Source organism: Streptomyces sp. NPDC096105 (assembly GCF_044763335.1).
GTDB lineage: Bacteria > Actinomycetota > Actinomycetes > Streptomycetales > Streptomycetaceae > Streptomyces.
Genome location: NZ_JBIWGC010000001.1, coordinates 312,224 through 336,938 on the forward strand (window position 1 = coordinate 312,224; position 24,715 = coordinate 336,938).

The following is a 24,715-nucleotide window of genomic DNA, read 5'->3' on the forward strand; positions in this document are numbered from 1 at the left end:
CCGGCGAGGGGGCTCACAGCCCCCCGTAGAACAGCTCCTCCATCACGCCCCGGGCGCGGCGGGCCGTGCGGCGGTAGGCGTCGAGCATGTCGCCGGCGTGGCCGGGGCCGTAGCCCAGGTAGCGGCCGACGGCGGCCAGTTCGCGCGGCACGGTGGGGAAGGTGTCCCCCGCCCGGCCCCGTACCAGCATCACCGCGTTGCGGACGCGGGTGGCCAGCACCCACGCCTCGTCGAGGACGCAGGCGTCCTCCTCGGAGACCAGCCCGGCCTCGCGCGCGGCGGCCAGCGCCTCCCGGGTGCGGGTCGTCCGCAGCCCCGGCACCTGAGCGGCGTGCCTCAACTGCAGCAGCTGCACGGTCCACTCCACGTCGGACAGCCCGCCCGGGCCCAGCTTGGCGTGCAGCTTGGGGTCGGCGCCGCGCGGCAGCCGCTCGGACTCCATACGGGCCTTCAGCCGCCGGATCTCCCGGACCGCGTCCTCGTCCAGCCCTCCGGCCGGGTACCGCAGCGGGTCGGCCAGCTCCACGAAGCGGCGGCCCAGGTCCTCGTCCCCGGCGACGGGCTCCGCCCGCAGCAGCGCGTGCCGCTCCCACACCAGCGCCCAGCGCCGGTAGTACGCCGCGTAGGAGGCGAGGGTGCGCACCATCGGGCCGGACCTGCCCTCCGGGCGCAGGTCGGCGTCGATCAGCAGCGGCGGGTCGGCGCTGGGCGCCTGGAGCAGCCTGCGCATCTCCGCGACCACCTTGTTCGCGGCCTCGGACGCCTCCCGCTCGTCCACGCCGTCGCGCGGTTCGTGCACGAAGAGGACGTCCGCGTCGGAGCCGTAGCCCAGCTCGTGCCCGCCGAAGCGGCCCATGCCGATGACCGCGAACCGGGTGGGGAGGGCGTCCCCCCAGCCCTCGCGGACCACCGCGCGGAGCGTGCCGGCGAGGGCGGCGGCGGTCAGGTCGGACACCGCGCCGCCCACCAGGTCCACCAGGGCGCCCTGGTCGGCCTCGGCGGGCTGGGACTCGGTGCCGTAGGAGCCGACGATGTCGGCGGCGGCCGTGCGGAACAGCTCGCGGCGGCGCACCCCGCGGGCGGCGGTGACGCCCTGGACGGCGTTGTCGGCGCGGCGCACCGCGGCGAGGATCTCCTGCTCCAGGGAGGCGCGGGAGCGGGGGGTGAGGCCGCTGCCGTCCCCGCCGCCGAGCAGCGCGACCGCTTCGGGGGCGCGCATCAGCAGGTCGGGGGCGAGCCGCCCGGCGGACAGCACCCGGGCGAGGTTCTCCGCGGCGGCGCCCTCGTCGCGCAGCAGCCGCAGGTACCAGGGGGTCTTGCCGAGGGCGTCGGAGACCTTGCGGAAGTTCAGCAGCCCGGCGTCGGGGTCGGCGGAGTCCGCGAACCAGCCGAGCAGCACCGGCAGCAGGGTGCGCTGGATGGCGGCCTTGCGGGTGACGCCGGAGGCGAGGGCCTCCAGGTGGCGCAGCGCGGCGGCGGGGTCGGCGTAGCCGAGGGCGACCATGCGGGCGCGGGCGGCCTCCGCGCTGAGCCGGGCCTCGCCGGGGGCGAGCGCGGCGACGGCGTCGAGCAGCGGCCGGTAGAACAGCTTCTCGTGCAGCCGCCGCACCACGGTGGTGTGCCGCCGCCACTCGCGGGTCAGGGAGGCCACCGGGTCGGTGCGCAGGCCCAGGGAGCGGCCGAGGCGCCGCAGGTCGGCCTCGTCCTCGGGGACGAGGTGGGTGCGGCGCAGCCGGTGGAGCTGGATGCGGTGCTCCAGGGAGCGCAGGAAGCGGTACGCCTCGTCGAGCTGGGCGGCGTCCGCGCGGCCGACGTAGCCGCCGGCGGCGAGGGCCTTGAGCGCGTCGAGGGTGGTGCCGCTGCGCAGGGAGGCGTCGGCGCGGCCGTGCACGAGCTGGAGGAGCTGCACGGCGAACTCGACGTCCCTCAGGCCGCCGGGGCCGAGCTTGAGCTGGCGGTCGACCTCGGCGACGGGGATGTTCGCCACGACCCGGCGGCGCATCTCCTGCACGTCGGCGACGAAGTTCTCCCGCTCGGCCGCCTGCCAGACCAGCGGCCGGAGCGCGGCCGTGTACTCCTCGCCGAGCGCGAGGTCGCCGGCGACGGGGCGGGCCTTGAGCAGCGCCTGGAACTCCCAGGTCTTGGCCCAGCGCTGGTAGTAGGCGAGGTGGGAGGCGAGGGTGCGCACCAGCGGTCCGTTGCGGCCCTCCGGCCGCAGGTTGGCGTCCACGGGCCAGATGGAGCCCTCGACGGTGGTCTCCGAGCAGATCCGCATCATGTGCGAGGCCAGCCGGGTCGCGGCGCGCAGCGCCTTGTCCTCGTCGGCGTCGCCGGCCGCCTCGGCGACGAAGATGACGTCGACGTCGGAGACGTAGTTCAGCTCGTGGCCGCCGCACTTGCCCATCGCGATCACCGCGAGCCGGCACAGCGCGTCGTCCTCGGGCGCGTCGGCCGCGGCGAGGGCGAGGGCCGCGCGCAGGGTGGCGGTGGCGAGGTCGGCGAGTTCGGCGGCGGCCTCGGAGACGTCGACGGTGCCGCAGACGTCGCGGGCGGCGATGGACAGCAGGCAGCGCCGGTAGGCGACGCGCAGGGCGACCGGGTCGGTGACGCCGGCGAGGCCGCGTTCGAACTCCTCCACGCCGGGGTGCAGGTCGCGCGGCTCGTAGGTGACGAGGGCCTGCCAGTCGCGGGGGTGCCGGGCGAGGTGCTCGGCGAGCGCCTCGGAGGCGCCGAGCACCCCGAGCAGCCGGTCGCGCAGCGGCTTGGCCGCTATCACGGTGTCCAGCAGCTCCCGGCGGGCGGTGGCCGTCTCCTGCGCCTCCAGCAGCCGCACCAGCCCGTGCAGCGCGAGGTCGGGGTCGGCGGTCCGCCCGAGGGCGTCGAGCAGCACGGGGTCGTCGCGTACGGCCGTCAGCCCGGGGCTGTCGAGGAGGCGTTCGGCGGCCGACGGATCGGTGAAGCCGTGCCGCAGCAGCCGCGTGAAGATACTGCTCCTGCGTCCCGGCGCCGACGTCATCCCCGGCCTCCCTCGTGCCTCGGTTCAGGGTCGTACGGCCCTGAGCCTAGCCGGAGGACGCGATCACGGCCCCGGGGCGGCCCGCGGCGGTCCGGGGCCGGGCGGGGTCCGACGGGAGGACCGCGGAACCGCGGTGCGCCCTGCCGGCCGCACGTCACCCCGCTCCCGGCCGTCCGGGGCGCCGCGCTTCCGCACCGGGCCGGGCCGCGCCGCGGTGTTCTCGGTGGCGCCGCACACCGTTTTCGGTTTCGGTGGGAAGAGCCGCTGCGCCGGACCCGGTGGCGGTTCGCCCGACGCGGTACCCGACGAAGGAGCCGGAGGCTCTCATGGACATGACCCTCGAAGTGATTCCGCTCCCGGTGAGCGACATCGACCGGGCCCGGGACTTCTACCGGGACAAGGTCGGCTTCCACGTGGACATCGACCAGGAGGTCATGCCGGGCATGCGCGTCGTCCAGCTGACCCCGCCCGGCTCCGGGTGCTCGATCGCCCTCGGCGACACCCTCTGGGAGACCTCCCCCGGCCCCACCCCGGCGCCCGGCGCCTACCAGGGCCTCCAGCTCTGCGTCGCCGACATCGAGAAGGCCCACGCCGAACTGACCGCCCGCGGCCTGGAGATCTCCGGACCGGTCCGCTACGCCGACTCCGACGGCGCCACCTTCATGCACTTCGAGGACCCCGACGGCAACGGCTGGGCGGTCCAGGAGTACCGCCGCCGCGCGACGGAGCCCCTGCACAAGCTGCTGTCGAAGCAGGCGGCGGGACAGGCGGCGGGGTAGGACCGCCGTCACCGGGTCCGCACGGCGCGGGCGTGCCTCCGTCCGCCGCCTCACGGCGCGCGGCGGCCGCGCGGACAGTGCGACATAAAGCCCCTCGATATGTGTCAAAACATCTTAAATGGCCACCCGGACCACGACGGACGGCCACGTGTGCGGCCCGGAGCACGGCCTCCGGCCCACACCGGGCCCACGGGGACACGGGCCGCACGCACACAGTCGATGAGGGGAACACGCCGATGAGTGAGTCCGTACGAACCGGGTCCGCCGGCACCGGGGAGAAGGTGAAGGCAGAGACCTCCGCGACGGCCGGACAGGCCAAGCAGGCCGCCGGGCAGGTCGCCGGGACCGCGGCGGAACAGGCCCGTACCGTCGTGGGAGAGGCACGGGAGCAGGCCGGCACGGTCGTCCAGGACCTGCGCACCCGCGCCGTCGAGGAGGCGGACGGGCAGACCAGGCGGGCCGCCGGCACGCTGCGGCAGTGGGCGACCGACCTCACCGAGCTGGCCGCGCACGCCGAGAGCGACTCCCCCGCCCGCAGCCTGGCGGTGAGGGCGGGGGACAAGGGCCAGCGGGCGGCCGACTACCTGGAGCGCCAGGGCGTCGAGGGCATCGTCGCCGACCTGCAGAGCTTCGCCCGGCGGCGGCCCGGCGCCTTCCTCGGGGGCGCGCTGCTGGCCGGACTGGCCGTGGGACGCCTGGCGAAGGTGACGCAGGCGGCGTCGCAGGCGAACGGCGACGGCCGGGCCGAGGTCGCCGCGGCGCCGGGCCAGGGCGAGCTGACGCCGCCGGCCGGGACGACGCCTCCCGCGCCGTCCGCCCCGCCGAGCCTGGGCACGCCGTCCGCCGGCGCCCCGGGCCGCACCTTCCCGGAGGCGTGAGATGGCCACGATGTCGCCCCTGTCCCGGGCCCGCGCCGCCGAACCGGAGGTCCAGGAGGAGTCCACGGGGCAGTTGCTGTCCGAGATCACCTCCGACCTGCAGCTCCTCTTCCGCCAGGAGGTGGAGCTGGCCAAGGCCGAGCTCAAGGAGGAGGGCGCCAAGGCCGGCAAGGCGGCCGGGATGCTCGGCGGCGCCGGTTTCGCCGGCTACATGGTCCTGCTGTTCGCGTCGCTGGCGGTCATGTTCGGACTGGCCGGCGTGATGGACGAGGGCTGGGCCGCGCTGATCGTCACCGCGCTGTGGGCCGTTGCCGCAGCCGTGCTGTACCAGAAGGGCCGCGCGAAGATGCGAACCGTCTCGCCGAAGCCCGAGCACACCGTCCAGACGCTGAAGGAGGACGCGGAATGGGCACGTCACCCGACCAAATGAGGGCCGAGATAGCGGCCACGCGGAACCAGCTGACCGCGGACGTGGACCGGCTCGCCGACCGGGCCAGCCCGCGCCGCATGGCCCAGCGCCGCAAGGCGAGGGTGCGCCGTACGGTGACGGGCATGCGGGACCGCGTCATGGGCACGGCCTCGAACGCGGCGTACGGCGCGGCCGGCACCGCCCGGTCGGCGGCCGGCTCGGTGCAGTCGGCGGCGGGCTCCGCGGCCGGCACCGTGCAGTCGGCCGCGGGAACGGCGGCCGGCGCCGTGCAGGAAGGGACCGAGCGCGCGGCCGGCACGGCGCGCGAGGTCGCCGAACAGGCCGGACAAGCCGTCCAGCAGACGCCCGAGATGGCCCGGCGCCAGACGCAGGGCAACCCGATGGCCGCCGGGCTGGTCGCCTTCGGTCTCGGCCTGCTGGCCGCCTCGTTGGTGCCCGCCTCCGAGAAGGAGCAGCAGAAGGCGTCCGAGCTGATGGAGCGCGGCGCCGAGGCGCTGGAACCGGTGAAGGAGGCGGCCGCGGAGTCGGCCCAGCACCTGAAGGAGGGTGCCGCGGAGGCCGCCCAGAGCGCCGCCGCGGAGGTCAGGGACACCGCCCAGCAGGCGGCCCGCACCACCCAGGACGAGGCGCGCGACCAGGCGGGCCAGGTCACCGAGCAGGCCCGCGACTCCGGCCGCTCCGTCAAGGACGAGGCCCGGAACCGCTCCGGCCCGCCCGGCTGAGACCGGCGCGGCGTGTCACGGGTGCGGGCGCTCGGGCCGGCACCCGACGATGCCGGGCGTGCGGACGGCGCGGGGCGGCCGGGGTCAGAGGGCGAAGACCAGGATCAGGACCAGGGTCGCCACGAGACTGATCGCCAACGAGCCGAGGCAGCCGACCCGGTTGCTGAAGAAGAAGAACATGCCTCCCGGGTACCCCGTCGCGCCGCTTCACGCAGCGCGACGGGGCGGGGCGTCCCGGGGCGGTTCAGCTCGCGTACGTCTCGAACTCCGCGATGCGCGGGGTGCCCGAGGCGCTGGTGATCTCGAGGGTGATCTTCCTCAGGGAGGCCGGGGAGAAGGCGACCGTCCCCGCTCCGCTGCCGGAGGCCAGGACCGCGCCCGTGTCGTGGTTGAGGAGGCGGTACGCGCCGATGGCGCCGGAGCCGGAGGCCAGGCGGATGTTCACCTTGGAGACCGTGGTGGCGGAGCCCCACTTCACCGAGACCGAGCCGGTCGCACCGGACGGCGACCAGTACGTGCTCGCGTTGCCGTCGACGACGTTGCCGTAGCTGGTCCCGGAGGCCTTGGAGGAACCGTCGGCGCCCGCTCCGAGGCTGAGGTTGGCGCCGGCGGGCGGGTCGGTCGGGCCGGGGTCGGTCGGGTCCGGGCCCGGGTCCGTCGGACCGGGGTCGGTCGGACCGGGGTTCTGCGGGGTGCAGCTGCCGTCCGAGACCTTCAGGCCCTTGTTGGCGCCCGCCGTCTGCGCCACCACGTTCGGCACGCAGTTCGCCCCGTCGAGCGTGTAGCCGTACGGGATGCTCACCGACGTGTTCGACGTGGGGTTCGGGCCGGCCGGGTTGTGGTCGCCGCTGCGCGAGGACCAGGTGACGTTGTCGAAGACGTTGCCGCTCACCTGCCAGGAGCCGGCCTGGTCGGTGTAGAAGGTGCCGAGGACGTCCTTGGAGTCCTCGAAGTAGTTGTTGTCCACCTTGGCGCGGGCGCCGGCCCGGGAGTTGATGCCGGAGTCGTTCAGCCGCTTGTAGTGGTTGTTGTACATGTGCGCGATGCCGCCGCGCAGCAGGGGCGCACGCGAGTCGATGTTCTCGTACAGGTTGTGGTGGAACGTCACGTACCCGTTGGAGCGGTCGCTCTCGCTGGAGCCGATGAGGCCGCCGCGCCCGGAGTTGCGCAGGATGCTGTACGACAGCGTCACGTACTGGGTGTTGTCCTTCATGTCGAAGAGACCGTCGTAGCCCTCGGACTCACCGCCGGACGCCTCCAGCGTGACGTGATCGACCCATACGTTCCTGACATCGCTTTCCATGCCGATGGCGTCGCCGCCGTTCGACGTGGGCGAGCCGGACTTCTTGACGTTCCGGACCGTCACGTTCTGGATGACGATGTTGCTGGCCTCGCGGATGTGGATGCCCAGCTGGTCGAAGACCGCGCCGTTGCCGACGCCCACGATGGTGACGTTGCTGATCTGCTTCAGCTCGATCCTGTCGGCGGCGGTGTTGCAGCTGGAGCCCGACACCTTGCTGGTGTTGCCGTGGTTGATGGTGCCCTCGACCTGGATGGTGATCGGGGTCGAGCTGCTGGCCCGGCCGCAGAGGGCCTGGTGGATCGCGGTGCCGGTGGTGGCGCGGACCGTCTGCCCGCCCGCCCCGCCGGTGGTCCCGCCGTTCTGGGTCGCGTAGCCGGTGACCCCTCCGGTGGCGGCGGATGCGGTGGACGTGGACAGTGCCACGCCGGTGGCGGCCGTCAGTGCCCCGGCGGCCAGCAACGCGGAGAGCCGCACGGCGACTGCTCGTCTCATGGTCGTCTCGCCTTTCGTCGTTCACTGTCATGGACATGTCAGTGCTACCGGTGAGGGAGGGCGGGGTGGGCCTGCCCCATCGGTCGAGAAAGCGCTTTCTGTCTGTGTGTCGCGACAGTAGAGGCACGCCTGCGGGCTGGCAAGGCTCCGCGCGCTAACGGAACGAGGACTTCCGGATCGCGGGGCGGAGGGTGCGGCCACTAGGACATGATCTGGCCTAGACGGCTCCTAGCGTGTTCCTCGTCGCGCCGGACGGCACGGCACGGACGACCACAGGACCGATGAAGGCGAAGGCGGAGACCATGACCGTGAATCAGCCGACCACCGACCAGCCCTCCGAGGCCTCCGCCGTCACGGACGAGCGCGCCGACCTGCTGGAGGCGCTCGCCGCGCACCGGGAGTTCCTGCGCGCCACCACCCGCGACCTGACCGACGAGCAGGCGGGCCTGCGGACGACGGTGAGCGAGCTGTGCCTGGGCGGCCTGATCAAGCACGTCGCCGCGGCCGAGCGAAACTGGGTGGACTTCATCCTGGAGGGCCCGTCGGCGATGGGCGACTTCACGGCGATGACCGAGGAGGACCTGGCGCGCCGGGCCGACGAGTTCCGGATGCTGCCCGGTGAGACGCTCGCCGGCGTCCTGGACGCGTACGCGGAGGTGGCCCGCCGCACCGAGGAGGTGGCCGCCGGCCTGCCCGACCTGAACGCCTCGTGGCCGCTGCCGAAGGCCCCGTGGTTCGAGGGCCGGCCCGGGTGGAGCGCGCGCCGGGTGCTGCTGCACATCATCGCCGAGACCGCCCAGCACGCGGGCCACGCGGACATCGTCCGGGAGGCGCTGGACGGGGCGAAGACGATGGGGTGACGGGCCGTCCGGCGCCCGGGTGTCCGGGATCCAGGGACCTGTCCACGGCGCACCGGCCGGCCCCGGCACGCCCGGCGACGCGCACGCGCCTGTGCTCCGGGGCCCCGGCGGGCGGCCCCGGAGAACAGGCGCGACCTGCCCTACAGCACCGGCAGCAGGTTCTTCAGCTCGAACGCGGTGACCTCCGAGCGGTACGCCTCCCACTCCTGCTTCTTGTTGCGCAGGAAGAAGTCGAAGACGTGCTCGCCGAGGGTCTCGGCGACCAGGTCGCTGCGCTCCATCAGGCTGAGCGCCTCACCCAGGTTCTGCGGCAGCGGCTCGATGCCCAGGGCGCGGCGCTCCGCGTCGGAGAGGGCCCAGACGTCGTCCTCGGCGCCCGGCGGGAGCGCGTAGCCCTCCTCGATGCCCTTGAGGCCGGCCGCGAGGAGCAGGGCGTAGGCCAGGTACGGGTTGGCGCCGGAGTCGAGGGAGCGGACCTCCACGCGCGCCGAGCCGGTCTTGCCGGGCTTGTACATGGGCACGCGGACCAGGGCCGAGCGGTTGTTGTGGCCCCAGCAGATGTACGAGGGGGCCTCGCCGCCCGCGCCGGCCGGGCGCTCGGTGCCGCCCCAGATGCGCTTGTAGGAGTTGACCCACTGGTTGGTGACCGCGGAGATCTCCGCCGAGTGCCGCAGCAGGCCCGCGATGAAGGAGCGGCCCACCTTGGAGAGCTGGTACTCGGCGCCGGACTCGTAGAAGGCGTTGCGGTCGCCCTCGAAGAGGGAGAGGTGGGTGTGCATGCCGGAGCCGGGGTGCTCGGAGAACGGCTTCGGCATGAACGTCGCCTGTACGCCCTGCTCCAGCGCCACCTGCTTCATGACCAGGCGGAACGTCATGATGTTGTCCGCCGTGGACAGCGCGTCCGCGTAGCGCAGGTCGATCTCCTGCTGGCCGGGGGCGCCCTCGTGGTGGGAGAACTCCACCGAGATGCCCATCGACTCCAGCATGGTGATCGCCTGGCGGCGGAAGTCCATGCCGACGTTCTGCGGGGTGTGGTCGAAGTAGCCGGAGTTGTCCGCCGGGGTGGGGCGGCTGCCGTCCACCGGCTTGTCCTTCAGCAGGAAGAACTCGATCTCCGGGTGGGTGTAGAAGGTGAAGCCCAGGTCGGAGGTGCGGGCGAGGGCGCGCTTGAGGACGTAGCGCGGGTCCGCGAAGGACGGGGAGCCGTCCGGCATGAGGATGTCGCAGAACATGCGGGCCGTGCCGGGCGCCTCGGCGCGCCAGGGCAGGATCTGGAACGTCGACGGGTCCGGCTTGGCGATCATGTCGGACTCGTGCACCCGGGCGAAGCCCTCGATGGCGGAGCCGTCGAATCCGATGCCCTCGTCGAAGGCCTGCTCGAGCTCGGCCGGGGCGACGGCCACGGACTTGAGGAAGCCCAGGACGTCGGTGAACCACAGGCGTACGAACCGGATGTCGCGCTCCTCCAACGTCCGGAGCACGAACTCCTGCTGCTTGTCCATCTTCCGCTTCCCCATTCCTGCCGGTCAGGCCGCCCGCTCCTCCCGGCCCCCGGGAGACGGTCCGGCACTCGTGCATCCCACCACACCAGCGTTTCATACGCGTTGCCGGACCCGGTCCGCCGACCGGCCGCGGCCTGAACCGCCGGCGCCCCGGAACACACCGCTCGTCCGCTCATCCTGCCCGGCCGGACCGGCCGCCACGACAGCGGGCGGGACGGCTCCCGCCCCTCGATCCGCCCGGCTCCCCGCTCCCCCGCTCCCCCGCGCTCCGTGAAACCACCCCCCACCAAAATTGGAGTTTTAGATGCAAGTTTTAATGAGGGCGCAGGCATCCGACCGACGAGGAGACCCGATGCTGTCCGAGCAGTCCGCCGCCACCGTCCGCGCCACCCTTCCCGCCGTGGGCGCGTCCCTCGGCGAGATCACCGAGCGTTTCTACGCCGGGATGTTCGCCGCCCGTCCCGAGCTGCTGCGCGACCTGTTCAACCGCGGCAACCAGGCCGCCGGCACCCAGCGCCAGGCCCTCGCGGGCTCCGTCGCGGCCTTCGCCACGCACCTGCTGGACCACCCCGGCCGGCGGCCCGACGCGATGCTCTCGCGCATCGCCCACAAGCACGCCTCCCTCGGCGTCAGCCCGGACCAGTACGCGATCGTCCACGAGCACCTGTTCGCCGCCCTCGCGGACGTGCTGGGCGACGCGGTCACCCCGGAGGTCGCCGCCGCCTGGGACGAGGTCTACTGGCTGATGGCGAACGCCCTGATCGCCGTCGAGAAGCGGCTGTACGAGGAGCGGGGCGGCGCCGTGTGGCGGCCCTGGGAGGTCGTCGAGCGGGTCGTGGAGACCGCCGACGTGGTGACCTTCCGGCTGCGCCCCGCCGACGGCGGCCCGGCGCGCGGCTTCCGCCCGGGCCAGTACGTCTCCGTGCGGGTCCCGCTCGCGGACGGCGCCCGCCAGATACGGCAGTACAGCCTCTCCGGCGCGCCCGGCCCGGACCTGCGGCAGTTCAGCGTCAAGCGGGTGCACGAGGGCCCGGCGCCCGACGGCGAGGTGTCCACCCACCTCCACGCGCGCGTCCGCGTCGGCGACGTCCTGGAACTGTCCGAGGCCTACGGCGACCTGGTGCTGGACGCCGGTGACGACACCCCGCTGCTGCTGGCCTCCGCCGGGATCGGCGTGACCCCGGTCGTCGCGATGCTCGGGCACCTCGCCGCCTCCCCGCACCGCGCCCCGGTCACCGTCGTGCACGGCGACCGCTCCCCCGCCCACCACGCCCTGCGCGCGGACCACGAGGCCTGCGCGGCGAAGCTGCCGGACGCGACCGTGCGGTTCTGGTACGAGCGGGACGCCCCCGAGGGCGCCGGCGCCGGCTACGTGGACCTCGCGGACGTGCCGGTCGCGCCCGGTACGCGCGCGTACCTGTGCGGCCCGCTGCCGTTCATGCGGAGGGTGCGCGAGCAGCTGATCGCCAAGGGCGTGGCTCCGGCCGACGTCCACTACGAGGTGTTCGGCCCGGACCTGTGGCTCGCCGGCTGACGGCGCGGGCGGGCGTCAGCGGACGCGGGGCACGCCGAGCAGGAGGGGGCCCGTCGGGGCCGCGGTGAGGTCCGCGACCGTCAGCGGGTCCAGCGAGGCGTAGAACGCCTCCTGGGCCCGCCGCAGCGCGCCGCGCAGCCGGCAGCCGGAGCGCAGGGGGCAGGGGGCGGCGGAGCCGGCGCCGTCGCAGTCGACCACGTCGCCGTCGCCCTCGAAGGCGCGGACCAGGCCGCCCACGGAGGCCCCGCGGCCCTTCTCGGTGAGGGACAGACCGCCGCCCCGGCCCCGCCGGGCGGTGAGCAGCCCCATGTGCTGGAGCTCGGCGACGACCTTCGCGGCATGGGTGTACGGCACGTCCAGGGCCGCCGCTACGTCCCGCGTGGTCGGGACGGTGCCGTCGCCGGCCACGGCGAGGCGCATGAGGACCCGCAGGGCGAGGTCGGTGGAGCGCAGCAGCCGCATACCGGGCAGCGTAGATAATCGGAATCCCTGGCTCAAAATTCACGGCCGGACCTTCACCGAGTCCGCCCGGTCCGTGTCCCGGATCCCCGGTGTGCGGTTCGCCCGTGTCCGGTCGTCGCCGTCGCCCTCTACGACTCGCCCGTCTTCCCCTTTACGATCGGCGGACCCGTTCACCCCTCCGGCCCCACCTCCTCCGACCCGAAGGACACGCCCATGGGCTCCGCCAAGAAGAGCAGCGCGGCACGCACGGCACGCATAGAGGGGATGCGGCGCGCCGAGCAGGCCCGCGAGCGCCGCAACCGGATCCTCACGGTCGCCGTCTCGGTGGTGGTCGTCGCGGGACTGGCCGTCGGCGGGGTGGTGCTGATCCAGGCGCAGTCGGACGACGACGGCGGCGGCGCGGCGGACGACGCGAAGACCGCGGGCAGGTTCGTCACCGGCGCGGACGGCGTGCGGGCCTGGAAGGGCGCGCTGGGCCGCGACCACGTGACGACGTCCGTGGACTACCCGGTCACGCCTCCGGTGGGCGGTGACCACGACCCCGTGTGGATGAACTGCGACGGGGACGTCTACGACGACGAGATCGACCCCGCCAACGCCGTCCACTCGCTGGAGCACGGCGCGGTGTGGGTGACGTACAACGGTGACGCGCCGGAGGCCGACGTGGAGGCGCTGGCGGCGAAGGTGGAGAAGACGCCGTACACGCTGATGAGCCCGGTCGGCGGGCAGAAGGACCCGCTCGTGCTGACCGCGTGGGGGCACCAGCGCACGGTGACCGGCGCGGACGACCCGGCCGTGGACGCGTTCCTGGAGAAGTTCGTGCAGGGACAGCAGACGCCCGAGCCGGGTGCGGCCTGCACCAACGGGCTGTCGAAGTGAGGCGGTCCGCCCTGGCCGCCGGGGCGGTGGCGGCGGTGCTCGGCGTCGGCGCGGCGGCCGGGTGGGCGGTGGCCACGGCGGCCGGCGACGGGGGCCGGGCGACTCCGGCGGCGGACTCCGCGGACGCCGGGTTCGCCCGGGACATGGCGGTGCACCACCAGCAGGCCGTGGAGATGTCGTACGTCGTGCGCGACCGCACCGACGACGAGGAGGTGCGGCGGCTCGCCTACGACATCGCCCAGACCCAGGCCAACCAGCGGGGGATGCTGCTGGGCTGGCTCGACCTGTGGGAGCTGCCCAAGGTGTCCGCCGATCCGCCCATGACCTGGATGGGGATGGGCGACGCGGCGGCCGGCGGGGACGGCGCGCTGATGCCGGGCATGGCGACGGACGCGGAGATGGCGCGGCTCGGCCGGTTGGACGGCCGCCGGGCCGAGGTGTTCTACCTCCGGCTGATGACGGCCCATCACCGGGGCGGTGTGCACATGGCCGAGGGCTGTGTGCGCGCCTGCGAGGTGGCGGCCGGGAAGCGGCTGGCGCGCGGGATGGTCGAGGGGCAGGAGTCGGAGATCCGGCTGATGGCGGGGATGCTGGAGGCGCGGGGAGCGGCCGCGCGGCCGTGACGGCCGAGGGCGGGCGCCGGGTCGCCGCGGATCCGCGGTCCGGGCGCCCCACATCGCGTCGCTCTGACGATTACACTGTCCGGCGTGCCTCAACTACGACTCGCCCTGAATCAGATCGACTCGAGCGTCGGCGATCTCGCCGGCAACGCGGAAACGATTGTCCGCCGGACCCGGCAGTCCGCCGAGCGGGGGGCGCACCTCGTGGCGTTCCCGGAGATGGCGCTGACCGGCTATCCCGTCGAGGACCTCGCCCTTCGGTCGTCCTTCGTGGAGGCCTCCCGGGCGTCCCTGCGCGCCCTCGCCGCGCGCCTCGCCGACGAGGGCCTCGGCGACCTGCCGGTGGTCGTCGGCTACCTGGACCGCAGCGCCACCGCCCAGCCGAAGTACGGGCAGCCCGCGGGCGCCCCGCGCAACGCGGCGGCCGTGCTGCACCGGGGCGAGGTGGCGCTGAGCTTCGCCAAGCACCACCTGCCGAACTACGGCGTCTTCGACGAGTTCCGGTACTTCGTGCCCGGCGACACCCTGCCGGTGGTGCGGGTGCACGGGGTGGACGTCGCCCTGGCCATCTGCGAGGACCTGTGGCAGGACGGCGGCCGGGTGCCGGCGGCGCGCTCGGCGCGGGCCGGGCTGCTGCTGTCGGTCAACGCCTCGCCGTACGAGCGGGACAAGGACGACACACGGCTGGAGCTGGTGCGCAAGCGGGCGCGGGAGGCCGGCTGCACCACCGCCTACCTGGCGATGACGGGCGGTCAGGACGACCTGGTCTTCGACGGGGACTCGATCGTCGTCGGCGCGGACGGCGAGGTCGTGGCGCGCGCGCCGCAGTTCTCCGAGACCTGCCTGGTGGTCGACCTGGACCTGCCGGCCGCGGCGGCCGACGCGCCGGAGGGCGTGGTGGACGACGGGCTGCGCATCGAGCGGGTCGTGCTGTCCGAGGACCCGGTCCCGGCGTACGAGCCCGAGCACACCGGCGGCTGCGCGGAGCGGCTCGACGACGACGCGGAGGTGTACGCCGCGCTGGTCGTGGGCCTGCGGGCGTACGTACGGAAGAACGGCTTCCGGTCGGTGCTGATCGGGCTGTCCGGCGGCATCGACTCGGCGCTGGTCGCCGCGATCGCCTGCGACGCGGTGGGCCCGGAGAACGTGTACGGCGTCTCCATGCCGTCGAAGTACTCCTCCGACCACTCGAGGAGCGACGCGGCGGAGCTGGCGCGGCGCACCGGGCTGAACTACCGCACGGTCGCGATCGAGCCGATGTTCGACGCGTACATGGGGTCGCTGGAGCTGACCGGCCTGGCGGAGGAGAACCTCCAGTCGCGGCTGCGCGGCACGATGCTGATGGCCCTCTCCAACCAGGAGGGCCACATCGTCCTGGCCCCGGGCAACAAGTCCGAGCTGGCGGTGGGCTACTCGACGCTGTACGGCGACTCGGTCGGCGCGTACGGGCCGATCAAGGACGTCTACAAGACCCTGGTGTTCCGGCTGGCGCGGTGGCGCAACCGCGCGGCCGAGGAGCGGGGCGAGACGCCGCCGATCCCGGAGAACTCGATCTCCAAGCCGCCGAGCGCCGAGCTGCGGCCGGGCCAGGTGGACACCGACTCGCTGCCGGACTACCCGGTGCTGGACGGGATCCTGGCGCTGTACGTGGACCAGGACAAGGGCGCGGACGAGATCGTCGAGGCCGGCTACGACCGCGAGTTGGTCGAGAGGACGCTGCGGATGGTGGACCGGGCGGAGTACAAGCGGCGCCAGTACCCGCCGGGCACCAAGATCTCCCCGAAGGGCTTCGGCAAGGACCGCCGCCTGCCCCTCACCAACGGCTGGCGCGAGGGGCTGCCGCCGAAGGTGTGAGGTCCGGTGCGGCGACGGCGGGCGGGGCCGGTCCGGCTCCGGACCAGGACCCGCGGGTCAGTCCGACGAGCCGGTGACCCGCACCCGTGCCGCTATCGGCAGGTGGTCGCTCGCCGTCGGCGGCAGCGTCCAGGAGCTCTCCGGCTCGGCGCCCCGGACCAGGATCTGGTCGATCCGCGCCATCGGGAACGACGCCGGCCAGCTGAACCCGAAGCCGCTGCCCGCCGCGCCCTGCGTGGAGCGCATCTGCGAGGTGACCGCCTTCAGGGAGCGGTCGTTCATCGTGCCGTTCAGGTCACCGAGCAGGACCACGTTCTCCAGCGGCTCGTTCGCGATGGCCTCCCCCAGCGCGTCGGCGCTCTTGTCGCGCTGCCGGGCCGTGAAACCGGCCTCCAGCTTCACCCGCACCGACGGCAGATGGGCGACGTACACCGCGACCCGGCCGGCCGGCGCGTCCACCGTGGCGCGCATCGCCCGCTTCCAGCCCAGCCGGATGTCCACCGGCCTCACGTCGCTGAGCGGGTACTTGCTCCACAGGCCGACGGTGCCGACCACCGCGTGGTACTCGTACGTCTCCGAGAGGGCCGCCCGGTAGGCGGGCACCTCGGAGGCCTTCAGCTCTTCCAGCGCCAGCACGTCCGCGCCCGCGGCGGCCACGTCACGGGCGGTGCCGGACGGGTCCGGGTTCTCGGCGTTGACGTTGTGCGTGGCCACCGTCAGGTCGCCGCCGGGGGCGTTCTTGTCGGTGAGCAGGCCGCCGAAGAGGTTCAGCCACACGGCCACAAGCAGCACCGTGGCGATCAGCGCCGTCGCCGAGCGGCGGACGAGGGCCAGGAGGAGCAGCACCGGCACGAACAGGCCCAGCCAGGGCAGGAACGTCTCGACGAGGCTGCCCAGGTTGCCGATGGCGTTCGGGATGTGCGCGTGGGCCAGCATGACCAGCGCCAGCAGGAGCGCGCAGACGGCCACCGCCCAGCCCCGGCGCCAGATGCCGCGGTCGCTCCGCAGGGCGCCCAGACGATCCGTCAGGCGCCGCAGCCGGGAAGCCGGGATCCGGGGGCCCTCGCGCCCGTCGTCCGTCTCCGTCATGTACGCCTGCTGCGCCATACCGCCGCCTCACAACCTGCCGTGCACACCGTCGCCCCCCGTGTGCGTAAGACACTAGGGGATGATCGGTTCCTTTCTCGCCGCCGCCCGGGCGGCCGTACGGGAGCGAGGACGTGCGGGGCCGCGCGGGCAGTTCCGGAACCGGGTGACCGGGGCGGCGTCTGTGACGAAACGCGCACGGAACGACCGGGGTCAGCCGCCGGCGGACTCCGCCGCGGGCACCGGCCGCTCCTCCCGTTCCGCACCGCCGGGCGCGGCCCCGCGCCCCGGCAGGAACACGGCGACGACGACCGCGCCCAGCACCGCGATCCCGGCGCTCCACAGCGCGGTGACGTGCATGGCGTGCAGGAAGGCGGCGTGGGCCGCGGCGGCCAGGGCGTCGGCGCGCGGGCCCAGCCGCTCGGCGACGGCCAGGGTGGCCTCGACGGACTCGCCGGCCGCGTGCCGTGCGGCGGGCGGCAGCACGCCCAGGTCGTCGCGGACGGCACCGCGGTAGGCGGTGGACAGCACCGAGCCGAGGACGGCGATGCCGAAGGCGCCGCCGACCTGCCGGAAGGTGTTGCTGAGCGCGGAGGCGGAGCCGGCCTTCTCACGGGGCAGCGCCTGCATGACGACCACGCTGACCGGCGTCATCACGTGCGCCATGCCCGCGCCCATCAGGAAGAAGACCACCTCGAGGAGCCAGATCGGGGTGTGCGCGTCCAGCGCGGCGAACGCGGCCAGCGTCGCCGCGAGGACCACGAGTCCCGCGGTGGTGGTGGCCTTGTTGCCGAAGCGGTCCACCAGCAGCCGGGCGCGCGGGGCGAGCACCGTCTGCGCGACGGCCAGCGGCAGCAGCAGCAGACCGGTCTCCAGCGGTGAGTGGCCGCGCACGCTCTGGAGGTAGAAGACCGCGAAGAAGGTCACGCCCATCAGCGCGAAGAAGACCAGCGCGATGGCGGCGACCGCCGCGGAGAACGCCTTGTCGCGGAAGCAGTCCATGTCGACGGACGGGTGGTCGCTGCGCTTCTCGGCCACCACGAACGCGGTGAGGACGGCGAGTCCGCCGCCGATGGCGCCCAGCACCACGGGGTCGCCGAAGTCGGCGAGCCGGCCGCCCTCGATGATGCCGTAGACCAGCAGGACCAGGCCCGTCACCGACAGCAGCACGCCCAGCGGGTCGATCCGGCCGGGGTCCGGGTCGCGGGAGTCCGGCACCAGCCACAGCATCAGGCCGATGCCGAGGGCCACGATCGGGACGTTGACCAGGAAGACCGAGCCCCACCAGAAGTGCTCCAGCAGCAGCCCGCCGGTGATCGGGCCGACGGCGATGGCCAGGCCCACGCCGCCCGCCCAGATGCCGATGGCCTTGGGCTGCTCGTCCCGCTCGAAGACGTTCATCAGCACCGCCAGGGTGGCCGGCATGACGAACGCGCCGCCCAGCCCCATCACCGCGCGGAAGCCGATCAGCTCGGCCGGAGTGCCGGAGAACGCGGCGAGCGCCGAGCCCGCGCCGAACACCGCCAGGCCACCGACCAGCACCTTCTTGCGGCCCAGCCGGTCGCCGAGGAGCCCCGCGGTGAACAGCAGGCCGGCGAAGACCAGGGTGTAGGAGTTGATCGCCCACTCCAGCTCGCTCTGCGTGGCGCCGAGACCGGTGGGGGCGGGCGTCGAGATCGTCTTGAGGGCGACGTTCAGGATCGAGTTGTCCAGGACGACGATCAGCACGCTCATCATCAGCACGCCGAGGACGGCCCAGCGACGGCGGTGGACGGCCTCCGGGACCCGGCGGGCGGGGGCGGCGGGAGAGATCATGCGGTCACCCTAGGGACATCCGATACGGAACCGTCTCGTATCGGACGGTTCCCCCGATACATGCCCCGACATTGCACCGCGTTGGGCCGTCCGGCGCAGTACGGCACGGCGGGACGCGGTTCACGCAGGAGCCTCTGGCCCTCGTCCGGCGGAGGTGCCACCATGGACGTGGTCCGGGGACGCCGTCAGGGCGCCTCGAGATGACGTGTTGGGAGACGGATCCATGACGCAGCTTTCGGCTGCCCAGACCGGGACGCCCGGTCCCTCCTCCGGCGGCAAGACGCTGTACGGGGGCAAGGGCACGCGCCGCATCACTGTCCGGGACATCGCCCTCGCCAAGGAGCGGGGCGAGAAGTGGCCCATGCTCACCGCGTACGACGCGATGACCGCGTCCGTGTTCGACGAGGCCGGCATCCCGGTGATGCTGGTCGGCGACTCCGCGGGCAACTGCCACCTCGGGTACGACACCACCGTGCCCGTCACCCTCGACGAGATGACCGTGCTGGCCTCCGCCGTCGTCCGGGGCACCTCGCGCGCCCTGATCGTCGGCGACCTGCCCTTCGGCTCCTACCAGGAGGGTCCGGTGCAGGCGCTGCGCTCGGCGACCCGCCTGGTGAAGGAGGCCGGCGTCGGCGCCGTGAAGCTGGAGGGCGGCGAACGCTCGCACCGGCAGATCGAGCTGCTGGTGGAGTCCGGCATCCCCGTGATGGCCCACATCGGGCTGACCCCGCAGTCGGTGAACGCCATGGGCTACCGGGTGCAGGGCCGCGGCGAGGAGGCCGCCCAGCAGCTGCTGCGGGACGCCAAGGCCGTGCAGGACGCGGGCGCCTTCGCGGTGGTCCTGGAGCTGGTGCCGGCCGAGCTGGCCGCCGAGGTGACCCGGACGCTGCACATCCCGACGGTCGGGATCGGCGCCGGGCCGCAGACGGACGCCCAGGTGCTGGTGTGGACCGACATGCTCGGGCTGACCGGCGGCCGGGTGCCGAAGTTCGTCAAGCAGTACGCGAACCTGCGGGACGTGATGACCGGGGCGGCGAAGGCGTTCGCCGAGGACGTGGTCGCCGGGTCCTTCCCGCAGGAGGAGCACTCCGTGCACTGACCCGCGCCCGGGTGCCGTGAGCCACTGCCGCACGCCCTGTGAGCCACTGCCGCACCACCGCGACGGCCCGCCGATCCTCCCCCGTCGGCGGGCCGTCGCCTTGTCCGCGGCACCCCGCCGGCACGGTGCGCGCAGGCATGTCGGCGGGGTGTCGGCGGTCTGTCGGGGCTCTGTCGGCGGCTCCTGGGATCGTCGCTGACATGACGCGATACGACAAACGAACGGGGGGCGCGGGGAGCGCCGTGACCGTGCGGGGGCTGGTCAAGCACTACGGGGAGACCAAGGCCCTCGACGGGGTCGACCTGGACGTGGCCGAGGGGACCGTGAGGGGGGTGCTCGGGCCGAACGGGGCCGGCAAGACCACGCTGGTGCGCATCCTGTCCACGCTGCTCGCCCCCACCGCCGGGCACGCCGCCGTCGCCGGGTACGACGTGGTCCGCCAGCCCCGGCAGCTGCGCCGGGTGATCGGGCTGACCGGGCAGTACGCCTCCGTGGACGAGAAGCTGTCCGGCTGGGAGAACCTCTATCTGATCGGGCGGCTGCTGGACCTGCCGCGCAAGGAGGCGCGGCGCCGCGCCGACGGGCTGCTGGAGCGGTTCTCGCTCACCGAGGCGGCCCGGCGCCCGGCGGGCGCCTACTCCGGCGGCATGCGCCGGCGGCTCGACCTGGCCGCGTCGATGATCGGCCGTCCGGCCGTGCTGTTCCTGGACGAGCCGACCACCGGCCTGGACCCGCGCACCCGCAACGAGGTGTGGGCCGAGGTCGAGCGGCTGGCCGGCGACGGGGTGACGGTGCTGCTGACCACCCAGTACATGGAGGAGGCCGAGCGGCTCGCCTCCGAGCTGACCGTGGTGGACCGCGGCAAGGTCGTCGCGAGCGGCGGCATCGAGGAGCTGAAGGCGCGGGTCGGCGGCCGCACGCTGCGGATCCGCCCGGCCGACCCGCTGGAGCTGCGCCCGCTCGCGGCCGCCCTCGACGAGCTGGGGATCACCGGGCTCGCCGGCACCACCGTGGACGCCGAGCGGGGCGCGGTGCTGGTCCCCGTGCTCAGCGACGAGCAGCTGACCGCCGTGGTCGGCGCGGTCACCGCGCGCGGCATCACGCTGCACTCCGTCACCACCGAACTGCCCAGCCTGGACGAGGTGTTCCTGTCGCTCACCGGCCACCGCGCCGGCGCCCCGCAGGAGGCCCTGTCCGCCGACACGTCCGAGGAGGTCGTCGCCGTATGAGCGCCGCCACCGCCGCTCCCGCCGCCGGCGTCCGCTCGGACGCGCGGATCTCGCCGCGGGCCCATCTGCGTCACACCGGGGCGCTGGTGCGCCGCAACCTGCTGTGGATCCGGCAGGACCCGGAGTCGATGTTCGACGCCGTGCTCTTCCCGGTCGTCTTCACCCTGCTGTTCGTGTACGTCTTCGGCGGCTCGATCGGACAGGCCCTGGGCGGCGGGCAGGAGGCGTACGTGCAGTACATCGTGCCCGGCCTGATGGCCATGATGGGCATGAACATGGCCCAGGGGGTGGGCACCGGGTTCAACCAGGACTTCCACACCGGGGTGATGGACCGCTTCCGGTCGCTGCCCATCGGGCGCGGCTCGGTGCTGTTCGCGAAGATCTCCGTCGAGCTGGTGCGGATGCTGATCGCCACGGCGATCCTGCTGGTCGTCGGTGTGCTGGTCGGGTTCGACATCACCAACTGGCCGGGGCTGTTCGCCGCCGTGGGGCTGTCCACGGTGTTCGGCTCCGCGCTGATGTGGATCTTCCTCACGCTGGGCGTGGTGATGAGGAACGCCCAGTCGGTGCAGGCGATGGGTTTCCTGGTGCTGATGCCGCTGCAGTTCGGCTCGTCCATCTTCGCGCCGACGCAGTCGATGCCGGGCTGGCTGCAGAGCTTCACCGAGTACAACCCGCTGTCCGCGCTGGCCGACGCCGCCCGCGGACTGATGGTGGGCGGACCGGTCGCCCACGACCTGTGGATGACGCTGGCCTGGTCCGTGGGGATCACGGCGGTGATGGCGCCGGTCGCCATCCACAAGTTCCGTACGAAGACCTGATCACGCGCCCCGTGCGGGGTCCCGGTCACGCCGGTTCGAGCAGGGCGACGGCCTCCTCCGGGGAGAGGCCGCCGCCCTCGGCGTACGCGGCCTCGAACGCGGCCTCGTCGAGCACCTTCCGGATACGGGCCTCGGCGCGGGCGCGCGCGGTGCGCTCCGCGAGGTTCGCGCGGTGTCCCCCGGGGAGCCAGGCGTCGGCGGCGCCCAGGCAGCGGGCCGCGTCCCGGGCGTGCCGGCCGCCGTCGAGTCCGGCGAGGGCGACGGCGGCCAGGGTGACGTAGGCGGAGCGCATGTGCGGGACCATGGCGGCGGACAGCGGGTCGCTCGCCTGCTCGATCGCCCGCCGGATGACGACGAGCCCTCGCTCGTCGTGGCCGTCGGCCACCTCGAGGAAACCCTCGGCGCCGAGGATGAACGCGTCGAAGACGACGTAGTGCGCGATGCGGAACTCCTCGCGCAGCGCCCGCAGATGCTCGCGGGCCTCCGCGGTGCGGCCGGTCACGGAGAGCCAGCCGACGAGGAACAGCCGGGCGGCGGGCAGGGCCTCGACGTGCCGGCCGCGGGTGCTGTCGATGACCTCGCGCAGCAGCCGCTCGCCGCGCTCGGTGTCCCCCGCCTCGATCAGCGCGTCGCCGAGCTTGGCGGTGAGCACGGCGCTGTGGGAGCGGGCGCCGAGGCGTTCGGCGTGTTCGATGGCCGCCTCGTAGTCGGCGGCGGCCTCCCGGTGGGCGCCCGCGCGTTCCCGGGCCTCGCCGCGCGCGGAGAGCGCCTCGGCGATGCCCCAGGTGTCACCGAGCCGCCGGTGGATCTCCAGGGCCTCGTCGGCGTCGCGGCGGGCGTCGCCGGCCCAGTCGCTGCGGTTGGCGAGGAAGTTGGCGCGCATCTGGAGGTTGCAGGCCAGCTCCCACTCGAAGCCGGGCGTCTCGCGGCAGGTCCGGATCGCCGCGTCGACCACCTCGCGCAGCCGGTCCATGTCGCCGGTGAGCAGCACGGCGAACGTCCAGAGCAGGCCCGGCGGGCGGCAGACCTGCGGCAGGCCCGGCTCGTAGGTCGCGGAGACCAGGCGCAGCTTGTGCTGGGCCTGCGGGGTCTGCCAGTCGTCCAGTTCGGTGTCCATCTGGGCGAGATGGGCCAGGTGCACCCCGCGGCGGGCCTCGGCGAGGACCTCGTCGGTCATCGGGGGCGGCCGGTCGGTGCAGCGCTGCCACAGCGGGGCCGCCGGCCGCACCGGTTCGGTGAACGGGTCGGGGGCGAGCGCCATGACCTCGCCGCACCAGGTGCGGGCCTCGATGCGCAGGTCGCGCATCTGCCAGTACCAGACCAGGGACAGGGTGATGCAGAGTGCCTCCTGCTCGTCGCGCAGGGCGACGGCGTGCCGCAGGGCGGTGCGCACGTTCTCGTACTCCCGCTCGAGGCGGGTGATGGCCTCCACCTGCCGCGGACCGCGCAGCAACGGCTCGGTGGTGCGGACGAGTTCGCGGTAGTACGTCAGGTGGGCGCGCTCGGCGGCGGCGCGGCCGCCGGTCTCGTCGAGGCGTTCGCCGGCGTACTCGGCGACGGTCTCCAGCAGCCGGTAGCGCATGCCGCCGTCGCCCGAGGGAGCGGCCACCACCAGCGACTTGTCGACGAGGGAGCCGAGCACGTCCAGGGCGGCCGGTCCGCACACGGCCTCGGCGGCGGTGAGGTCGCAGCCGCCCGCGCACACCGACAGGCGGCACAGCACGTCGCGTTCGTCCGCGTCGAGCAGCTCCCAGGACCAGTCGACGACGGCCCGCAGGGTCTGCTGGCGGGGCAGGGCGGTGCGGCTGCCGGAGGTGAGGAGGCGGAAGCGGTCGTCGAGCCGGTCGGCGATCTGGCGCGGGGTGAGCATCCGCAGCCGGGCGGCGGCGAGTTCGATGGCGAGCGGCAGGCCGTCGAGGCGGCGGCAGATCTCGGCGCACGCCTCGGGGTCGTCGTCGGTGCGGAAGCCGGGGCGGGCGGCGGCCCCGCGCTCGGCGAGCAGGCGCAGCGCGACCGGTTCGGGCAGCGGCTCCACGGGGCGGACCGACTCGCCGCGCACGTTGAGGGGTTCGCGGCTGGTGGCGAGGACGGTGAGGCCGGGGCAGCGTTCGAGGAGGGTCTCCACCAGGCGGGCGGCGGCCTCGACGACGTGCTCGCAGTTGTCGAGGACCAGCAGCATGCGGCGCCGCCCGCAGTGTTCGGCGAGCCGGTCCACGGGGGCGCTGTGCCGGTCGGTGACGGCCCGCATCCCCTCGGCGCCGGCGCCGTACAGCACGGTCTGGCGGGCGCCGACGGCGGTGAGGACCGCCTCGGGCACCGCGTCGGGGTCGTCGACGGGGGCGAGTTCGGCGAGCCAGACGCCGTCGGGGTGGGCGGCCCGTACGGCCTCGGCGGCCTCCTGCGACAGCCGGGTCTTGCCCGCCCCGCCCGGCCCGAGCAGGGTCACCAGGCGGGCGGCGGACAGGTCGGCGCGGATCGCCTCGATGTCCGCCTCGCGGCCGACGAAGGAGGTCAGCCGGGCGCGCAGGTTGCCGGGCGTCCCGCCGCCCGGCCGCCCGGGCGGCGGAGCTGTCTGCGGCCTGAGCAACTCGGCGTGCAGGGCGCGCAGTTCCGCACCCGGGTCGGAGCCGAGGCGGTCGGCGAGCAGCCGGCGCACCTCGTCGTAGGCGGCGAGTGCCTCGGCGGTGCGGCCGGTGTCGCGCAGGGCGCGCAGGCGCAGCGCCTGGAGGGGTTCGTCCAAGGGGTGGCTGTCGCAGAGGGCGGTCAGTTCGGGCAGGGACTGCTCGGCCTCGCCGAGGGCCAGGGCGGCGGTGTGGCGGGCGCGCAGCACGTCCAGGCGCCGGGCCGCCAGGCGGGCCGCCTCGGCGGTGCGGTCGGGCAGCCCGGCCGGCGCGGGGCCGCCGCGCCACAGGGCGAGGGCGTCGTCGAGCACGGCGGCCGCCTTGGCGGGGTCGCCGTCGTTCAGGGCGCGCAGGCCCTCGCCGGCCAGCCGCTCGAAGCGGTGCAGGTCGACGTCGTCGGGCGCGGCGGTGAGCCGGTAGCCGCCGTCGGCGGAGGCGACCGCGTCCGCGCCCAGCACCCGGCGCAGCCGTCCCACCAGGGCCTGCACCGCGCCGGGGGCGTCGGCGGGCGGGTCGCCGTCCCACACCTCCTCGACCAGCAGGCCGACCGGCACGGTGCGGCCGGCCCGCAGGGCGAGCACGGTCAGCAGGGCACGCAGCCGTGCTCCGCCCACGGGAACGACGGTGCCGTCGGGGCGGACGGCCTGGGTGGTGCCGAGGATGCGGTAGCGCACGGGGCCCATTCTCTCCGGTGCCGGCCGCGGGGGACGCAC

At 74.1% G+C, this 24,715-nt stretch carries 19 protein-coding genes; 12 read left to right on the forward strand and 7 right to left on the reverse strand.

The genetic code is table 11. The features are described 5' to 3' along the window. Positions 1-13: 13 nt before the first annotated feature. On the reverse strand, positions 14-3,016 hold the full coding sequence (locus ACIQ8B_RS01400) for a bifunctional [glutamine synthetase] adenylyltransferase/[glutamine synthetase]-adenylyl-L-tyrosine phosphorylase (RefSeq protein ID WP_290007309.1): 3,003 nt from the start codon (positions 3,014-3,016) through the stop codon (positions 14-16). A 326-nt stretch (positions 3,017-3,342) separates the two neighbouring features. Here ACIQ8B_RS01400 and ACIQ8B_RS01405 point away from each other — a divergent pair, with 326 nt between their 5' ends. From ACIQ8B_RS01405 to ACIQ8B_RS01420, 4 genes are all read left to right on the forward strand, one after another. Beyond that, positions 3,343-3,795, forward strand: a complete 453-nt coding sequence (locus tag ACIQ8B_RS01405; protein WP_290007307.1) for a VOC family protein — start codon at positions 3,343-3,345, stop codon at positions 3,793-3,795. Between the two features lie 236 nt (positions 3,796-4,031). Next, the gene (locus ACIQ8B_RS01410; RefSeq protein ID WP_290007306.1) at positions 4,032-4,673 is read left to right on the forward strand and encodes a hypothetical protein; all 642 of its coding nucleotides are present in this window, start codon (positions 4,032-4,034) and stop codon (positions 4,671-4,673) included. Between the two features lies 1 nt (position 4,674). After that, positions 4,675-5,103 (forward strand): phage holin family protein, encoded by a 429-nt coding sequence (locus tag ACIQ8B_RS01415; RefSeq protein ID WP_290007304.1) that lies wholly within the window; start codon positions 4,675-4,677, stop codon positions 5,101-5,103. Then, positions 5,079-5,825: a DUF3618 domain-containing protein gene (locus ACIQ8B_RS01420; protein WP_403544401.1), complete on the forward strand. Its 747-nt coding sequence runs from the start codon at positions 5,079-5,081 to the stop codon at positions 5,823-5,825. Before ACIQ8B_RS01415 ends, ACIQ8B_RS01420 begins: the two co-directional genes overlap by 25 nt. A gap of 244 nt (positions 5,826-6,069) precedes the next feature. Here the strand turns inward: ACIQ8B_RS01420 and ACIQ8B_RS01425 are convergent, their stop codons facing one another. Then, complete coding sequence (locus ACIQ8B_RS01425) at positions 6,070-7,620, reverse strand: polysaccharide lyase family 1 protein (RefSeq protein ID WP_403544403.1); 1,551 nt, start codon at positions 7,618-7,620, stop codon at positions 6,070-6,072. Between the two features lie 302 nt (positions 7,621-7,922). Here ACIQ8B_RS01425 and ACIQ8B_RS01430 point away from each other — a divergent pair, with 302 nt between their 5' ends. Continuing rightward, the gene (locus ACIQ8B_RS01430) at positions 7,923-8,480 is read left to right on the forward strand and encodes a DinB family protein (RefSeq protein WP_403544405.1); all 558 of its coding nucleotides are present in this window, start codon (positions 7,923-7,925) and stop codon (positions 8,478-8,480) included. Between the two features lie 140 nt (positions 8,481-8,620). Here ACIQ8B_RS01430 and glnA read toward each other — a convergent pair whose 3' ends face one another. Further along, positions 8,621-9,982, reverse strand: coding sequence for a type I glutamate--ammonia ligase (gene glnA / locus ACIQ8B_RS01435; protein ID WP_106416452.1), 1,362 nt, complete (start codon positions 9,980-9,982; stop codon positions 8,621-8,623). A 352-nt stretch (positions 9,983-10,334) separates the two neighbouring features. Here glnA and ACIQ8B_RS01440 point away from each other — a divergent pair, with 352 nt between their 5' ends. Further along, positions 10,335-11,516, forward strand: coding sequence for a globin domain-containing protein (locus ACIQ8B_RS01440; protein ID WP_403544408.1), 1,182 nt, complete (start codon positions 10,335-10,337; stop codon positions 11,514-11,516). A 15-nt stretch (positions 11,517-11,531) separates the two neighbouring features. On the opposite strand, the gene ACIQ8B_RS01445 is transcribed toward ACIQ8B_RS01440, so the two are convergent. Further along, on the reverse strand, positions 11,532-11,978 hold the full coding sequence (locus ACIQ8B_RS01445; protein ID WP_106414513.1) for an Rrf2 family transcriptional regulator: 447 nt from the start codon (positions 11,976-11,978) through the stop codon (positions 11,532-11,534). A 213-nt stretch (positions 11,979-12,191) separates the two neighbouring features. Here ACIQ8B_RS01445 and ACIQ8B_RS01450 point away from each other — a divergent pair, with 213 nt between their 5' ends. The 3 genes from ACIQ8B_RS01450 to ACIQ8B_RS01460 all read left to right on the forward strand — a co-directional run bounded on the left by ACIQ8B_RS01450 (position 12,192) and on the right by ACIQ8B_RS01460 (position 15,331). Next, on the forward strand, positions 12,192-12,857 hold the full coding sequence (locus ACIQ8B_RS01450; protein WP_403544410.1) for a DUF3105 domain-containing protein: 666 nt from the start codon (positions 12,192-12,194) through the stop codon (positions 12,855-12,857). Beyond that, positions 12,854-13,480: a DUF305 domain-containing protein gene (locus tag ACIQ8B_RS01455; protein WP_403544412.1), complete on the forward strand. Its 627-nt coding sequence runs from the start codon at positions 12,854-12,856 to the stop codon at positions 13,478-13,480. The genes ACIQ8B_RS01450 and ACIQ8B_RS01455 overlap by 4 nt, the downstream gene beginning before the upstream one ends. Before the next feature lie 84 nt (positions 13,481-13,564). Beyond that, the gene (locus ACIQ8B_RS01460; protein ID WP_403544414.1) at positions 13,565-15,331 is read left to right on the forward strand and encodes an NAD+ synthase; all 1,767 of its coding nucleotides are present in this window, start codon (positions 13,565-13,567) and stop codon (positions 15,329-15,331) included. Between the two features lie 57 nt (positions 15,332-15,388). On the opposite strand, the gene ACIQ8B_RS01465 is transcribed toward ACIQ8B_RS01460, so the two are convergent. Both ACIQ8B_RS01465 and ACIQ8B_RS01470 read right to left on the reverse strand, forming a co-directional pair. After that, complete coding sequence (locus tag ACIQ8B_RS01465) at positions 15,389-16,438, reverse strand: endonuclease/exonuclease/phosphatase family protein (RefSeq protein ID WP_403544416.1); 1,050 nt, start codon at positions 16,436-16,438, stop codon at positions 15,389-15,391. 192 nt (positions 16,439-16,630) lie between these two features. Beyond that, the gene (locus ACIQ8B_RS01470) at positions 16,631-18,232 is read right to left on the reverse strand and encodes an MFS transporter (RefSeq protein WP_290009873.1); all 1,602 of its coding nucleotides are present in this window, start codon (positions 18,230-18,232) and stop codon (positions 16,631-16,633) included. Between the two features lie 223 nt (positions 18,233-18,455). Here ACIQ8B_RS01470 and panB point away from each other — a divergent pair, with 223 nt between their 5' ends. The 3 genes from panB (at position 18,456) to ACIQ8B_RS01485 (ending at position 21,381) form a co-directional block, all read left to right on the forward strand. After that, the gene (panB, locus tag ACIQ8B_RS01475) at positions 18,456-19,331 is read left to right on the forward strand and encodes a 3-methyl-2-oxobutanoate hydroxymethyltransferase (protein ID WP_290009871.1); all 876 of its coding nucleotides are present in this window, start codon (positions 18,456-18,458) and stop codon (positions 19,329-19,331) included. A gap of 200 nt (positions 19,332-19,531) precedes the next feature. After that, positions 19,532-20,560 (forward strand): ATP-binding cassette domain-containing protein, encoded by a 1,029-nt coding sequence (locus ACIQ8B_RS01480; RefSeq protein WP_403544419.1) that lies wholly within the window; start codon positions 19,532-19,534, stop codon positions 20,558-20,560. Further along, positions 20,557-21,381, forward strand: coding sequence for an ABC transporter permease (locus ACIQ8B_RS01485; RefSeq protein WP_290009867.1), 825 nt, complete (start codon positions 20,557-20,559; stop codon positions 21,379-21,381). The genes ACIQ8B_RS01480 and ACIQ8B_RS01485 overlap by 4 nt, the downstream gene beginning before the upstream one ends. A 25-nt stretch (positions 21,382-21,406) precedes the next feature. Here ACIQ8B_RS01485 and ACIQ8B_RS01490 read toward each other — a convergent pair whose 3' ends face one another. Further along, a complete protein-coding gene (locus ACIQ8B_RS01490) occupies positions 21,407-24,685 on the reverse strand; it encodes a BTAD domain-containing putative transcriptional regulator (RefSeq protein ID WP_403544421.1) in 3,279 nt (1,092 codons plus the stop codon). Positions 24,686-24,715: the final 30 nt, after the last annotated feature.

What these genes read in the sequence shown, in the direction of transcription:
- ACIQ8B_RS01400 (WP_290007309.1), bottom strand. Translation starts at nt 3,016, where the DNA reads ATGACGTCGGCGCCGGGACGCAGGAGCAGTATCTTCACGCGGCTGCTG.
- ACIQ8B_RS01405 (WP_290007307.1), top strand. Translation starts at nt 3,343, where the DNA reads ATGGACATGACCCTCGAAGTGATTCCGCTCCCGGTGAGCGACATCGAC.
- ACIQ8B_RS01410 (WP_290007306.1), top strand. Translation starts at nt 4,032, where the DNA reads ATGAGTGAGTCCGTACGAACCGGGTCCGCCGGCACCGGGGAGAAGGTG.
- ACIQ8B_RS01415 (WP_290007304.1), top strand. Translation starts at nt 4,675, where the DNA reads ATGGCCACGATGTCGCCCCTGTCCCGGGCCCGCGCCGCCGAACCGGAG.
- ACIQ8B_RS01420 (WP_403544401.1), top strand. Translation starts at nt 5,079, where the DNA reads ATGGGCACGTCACCCGACCAAATGAGGGCCGAGATAGCGGCCACGCGG.
- ACIQ8B_RS01425 (WP_403544403.1), bottom strand. Translation starts at nt 7,620, where the DNA reads ATGAGACGAGCAGTCGCCGTGCGGCTCTCCGCGTTGCTGGCCGCCGGG.
- ACIQ8B_RS01430 (WP_403544405.1), top strand. Translation starts at nt 7,923, where the DNA reads ATGACCGTGAATCAGCCGACCACCGACCAGCCCTCCGAGGCCTCCGCC.
- glnA (WP_106416452.1), bottom strand. Translation starts at nt 9,982, where the DNA reads ATGGACAAGCAGCAGGAGTTCGTGCTCCGGACGTTGGAGGAGCGCGAC.
- ACIQ8B_RS01440 (WP_403544408.1), top strand. Translation starts at nt 10,335, where the DNA reads ATGCTGTCCGAGCAGTCCGCCGCCACCGTCCGCGCCACCCTTCCCGCC.
- ACIQ8B_RS01445 (WP_106414513.1), bottom strand. Translation starts at nt 11,978, where the DNA reads ATGCGGCTGCTGCGCTCCACCGACCTCGCCCTGCGGGTCCTCATGCGC.
- ACIQ8B_RS01450 (WP_403544410.1), top strand. Translation starts at nt 12,192, where the DNA reads ATGGGCTCCGCCAAGAAGAGCAGCGCGGCACGCACGGCACGCATAGAG.
- ACIQ8B_RS01465 (WP_403544416.1), bottom strand. Translation starts at nt 16,438, where the DNA reads ATGGCGCAGCAGGCGTACATGACGGAGACGGACGACGGGCGCGAGGGC.
- ACIQ8B_RS01470 (WP_290009873.1), bottom strand. Translation starts at nt 18,232, where the DNA reads ATGATCTCTCCCGCCGCCCCCGCCCGCCGGGTCCCGGAGGCCGTCCAC.
- panB (WP_290009871.1), top strand. Translation starts at nt 18,456, where the DNA reads ATGACGCAGCTTTCGGCTGCCCAGACCGGGACGCCCGGTCCCTCCTCC.
- ACIQ8B_RS01480 (WP_403544419.1), top strand. Translation starts at nt 19,532, where the DNA reads ATGACGCGATACGACAAACGAACGGGGGGCGCGGGGAGCGCCGTGACC.
- ACIQ8B_RS01485 (WP_290009867.1), top strand. Translation starts at nt 20,557, where the DNA reads ATGAGCGCCGCCACCGCCGCTCCCGCCGCCGGCGTCCGCTCGGACGCG.
- ACIQ8B_RS01490 (WP_403544421.1), bottom strand. Translation starts at nt 24,685, where the DNA reads ATGGGCCCCGTGCGCTACCGCATCCTCGGCACCACCCAGGCCGTCCGC.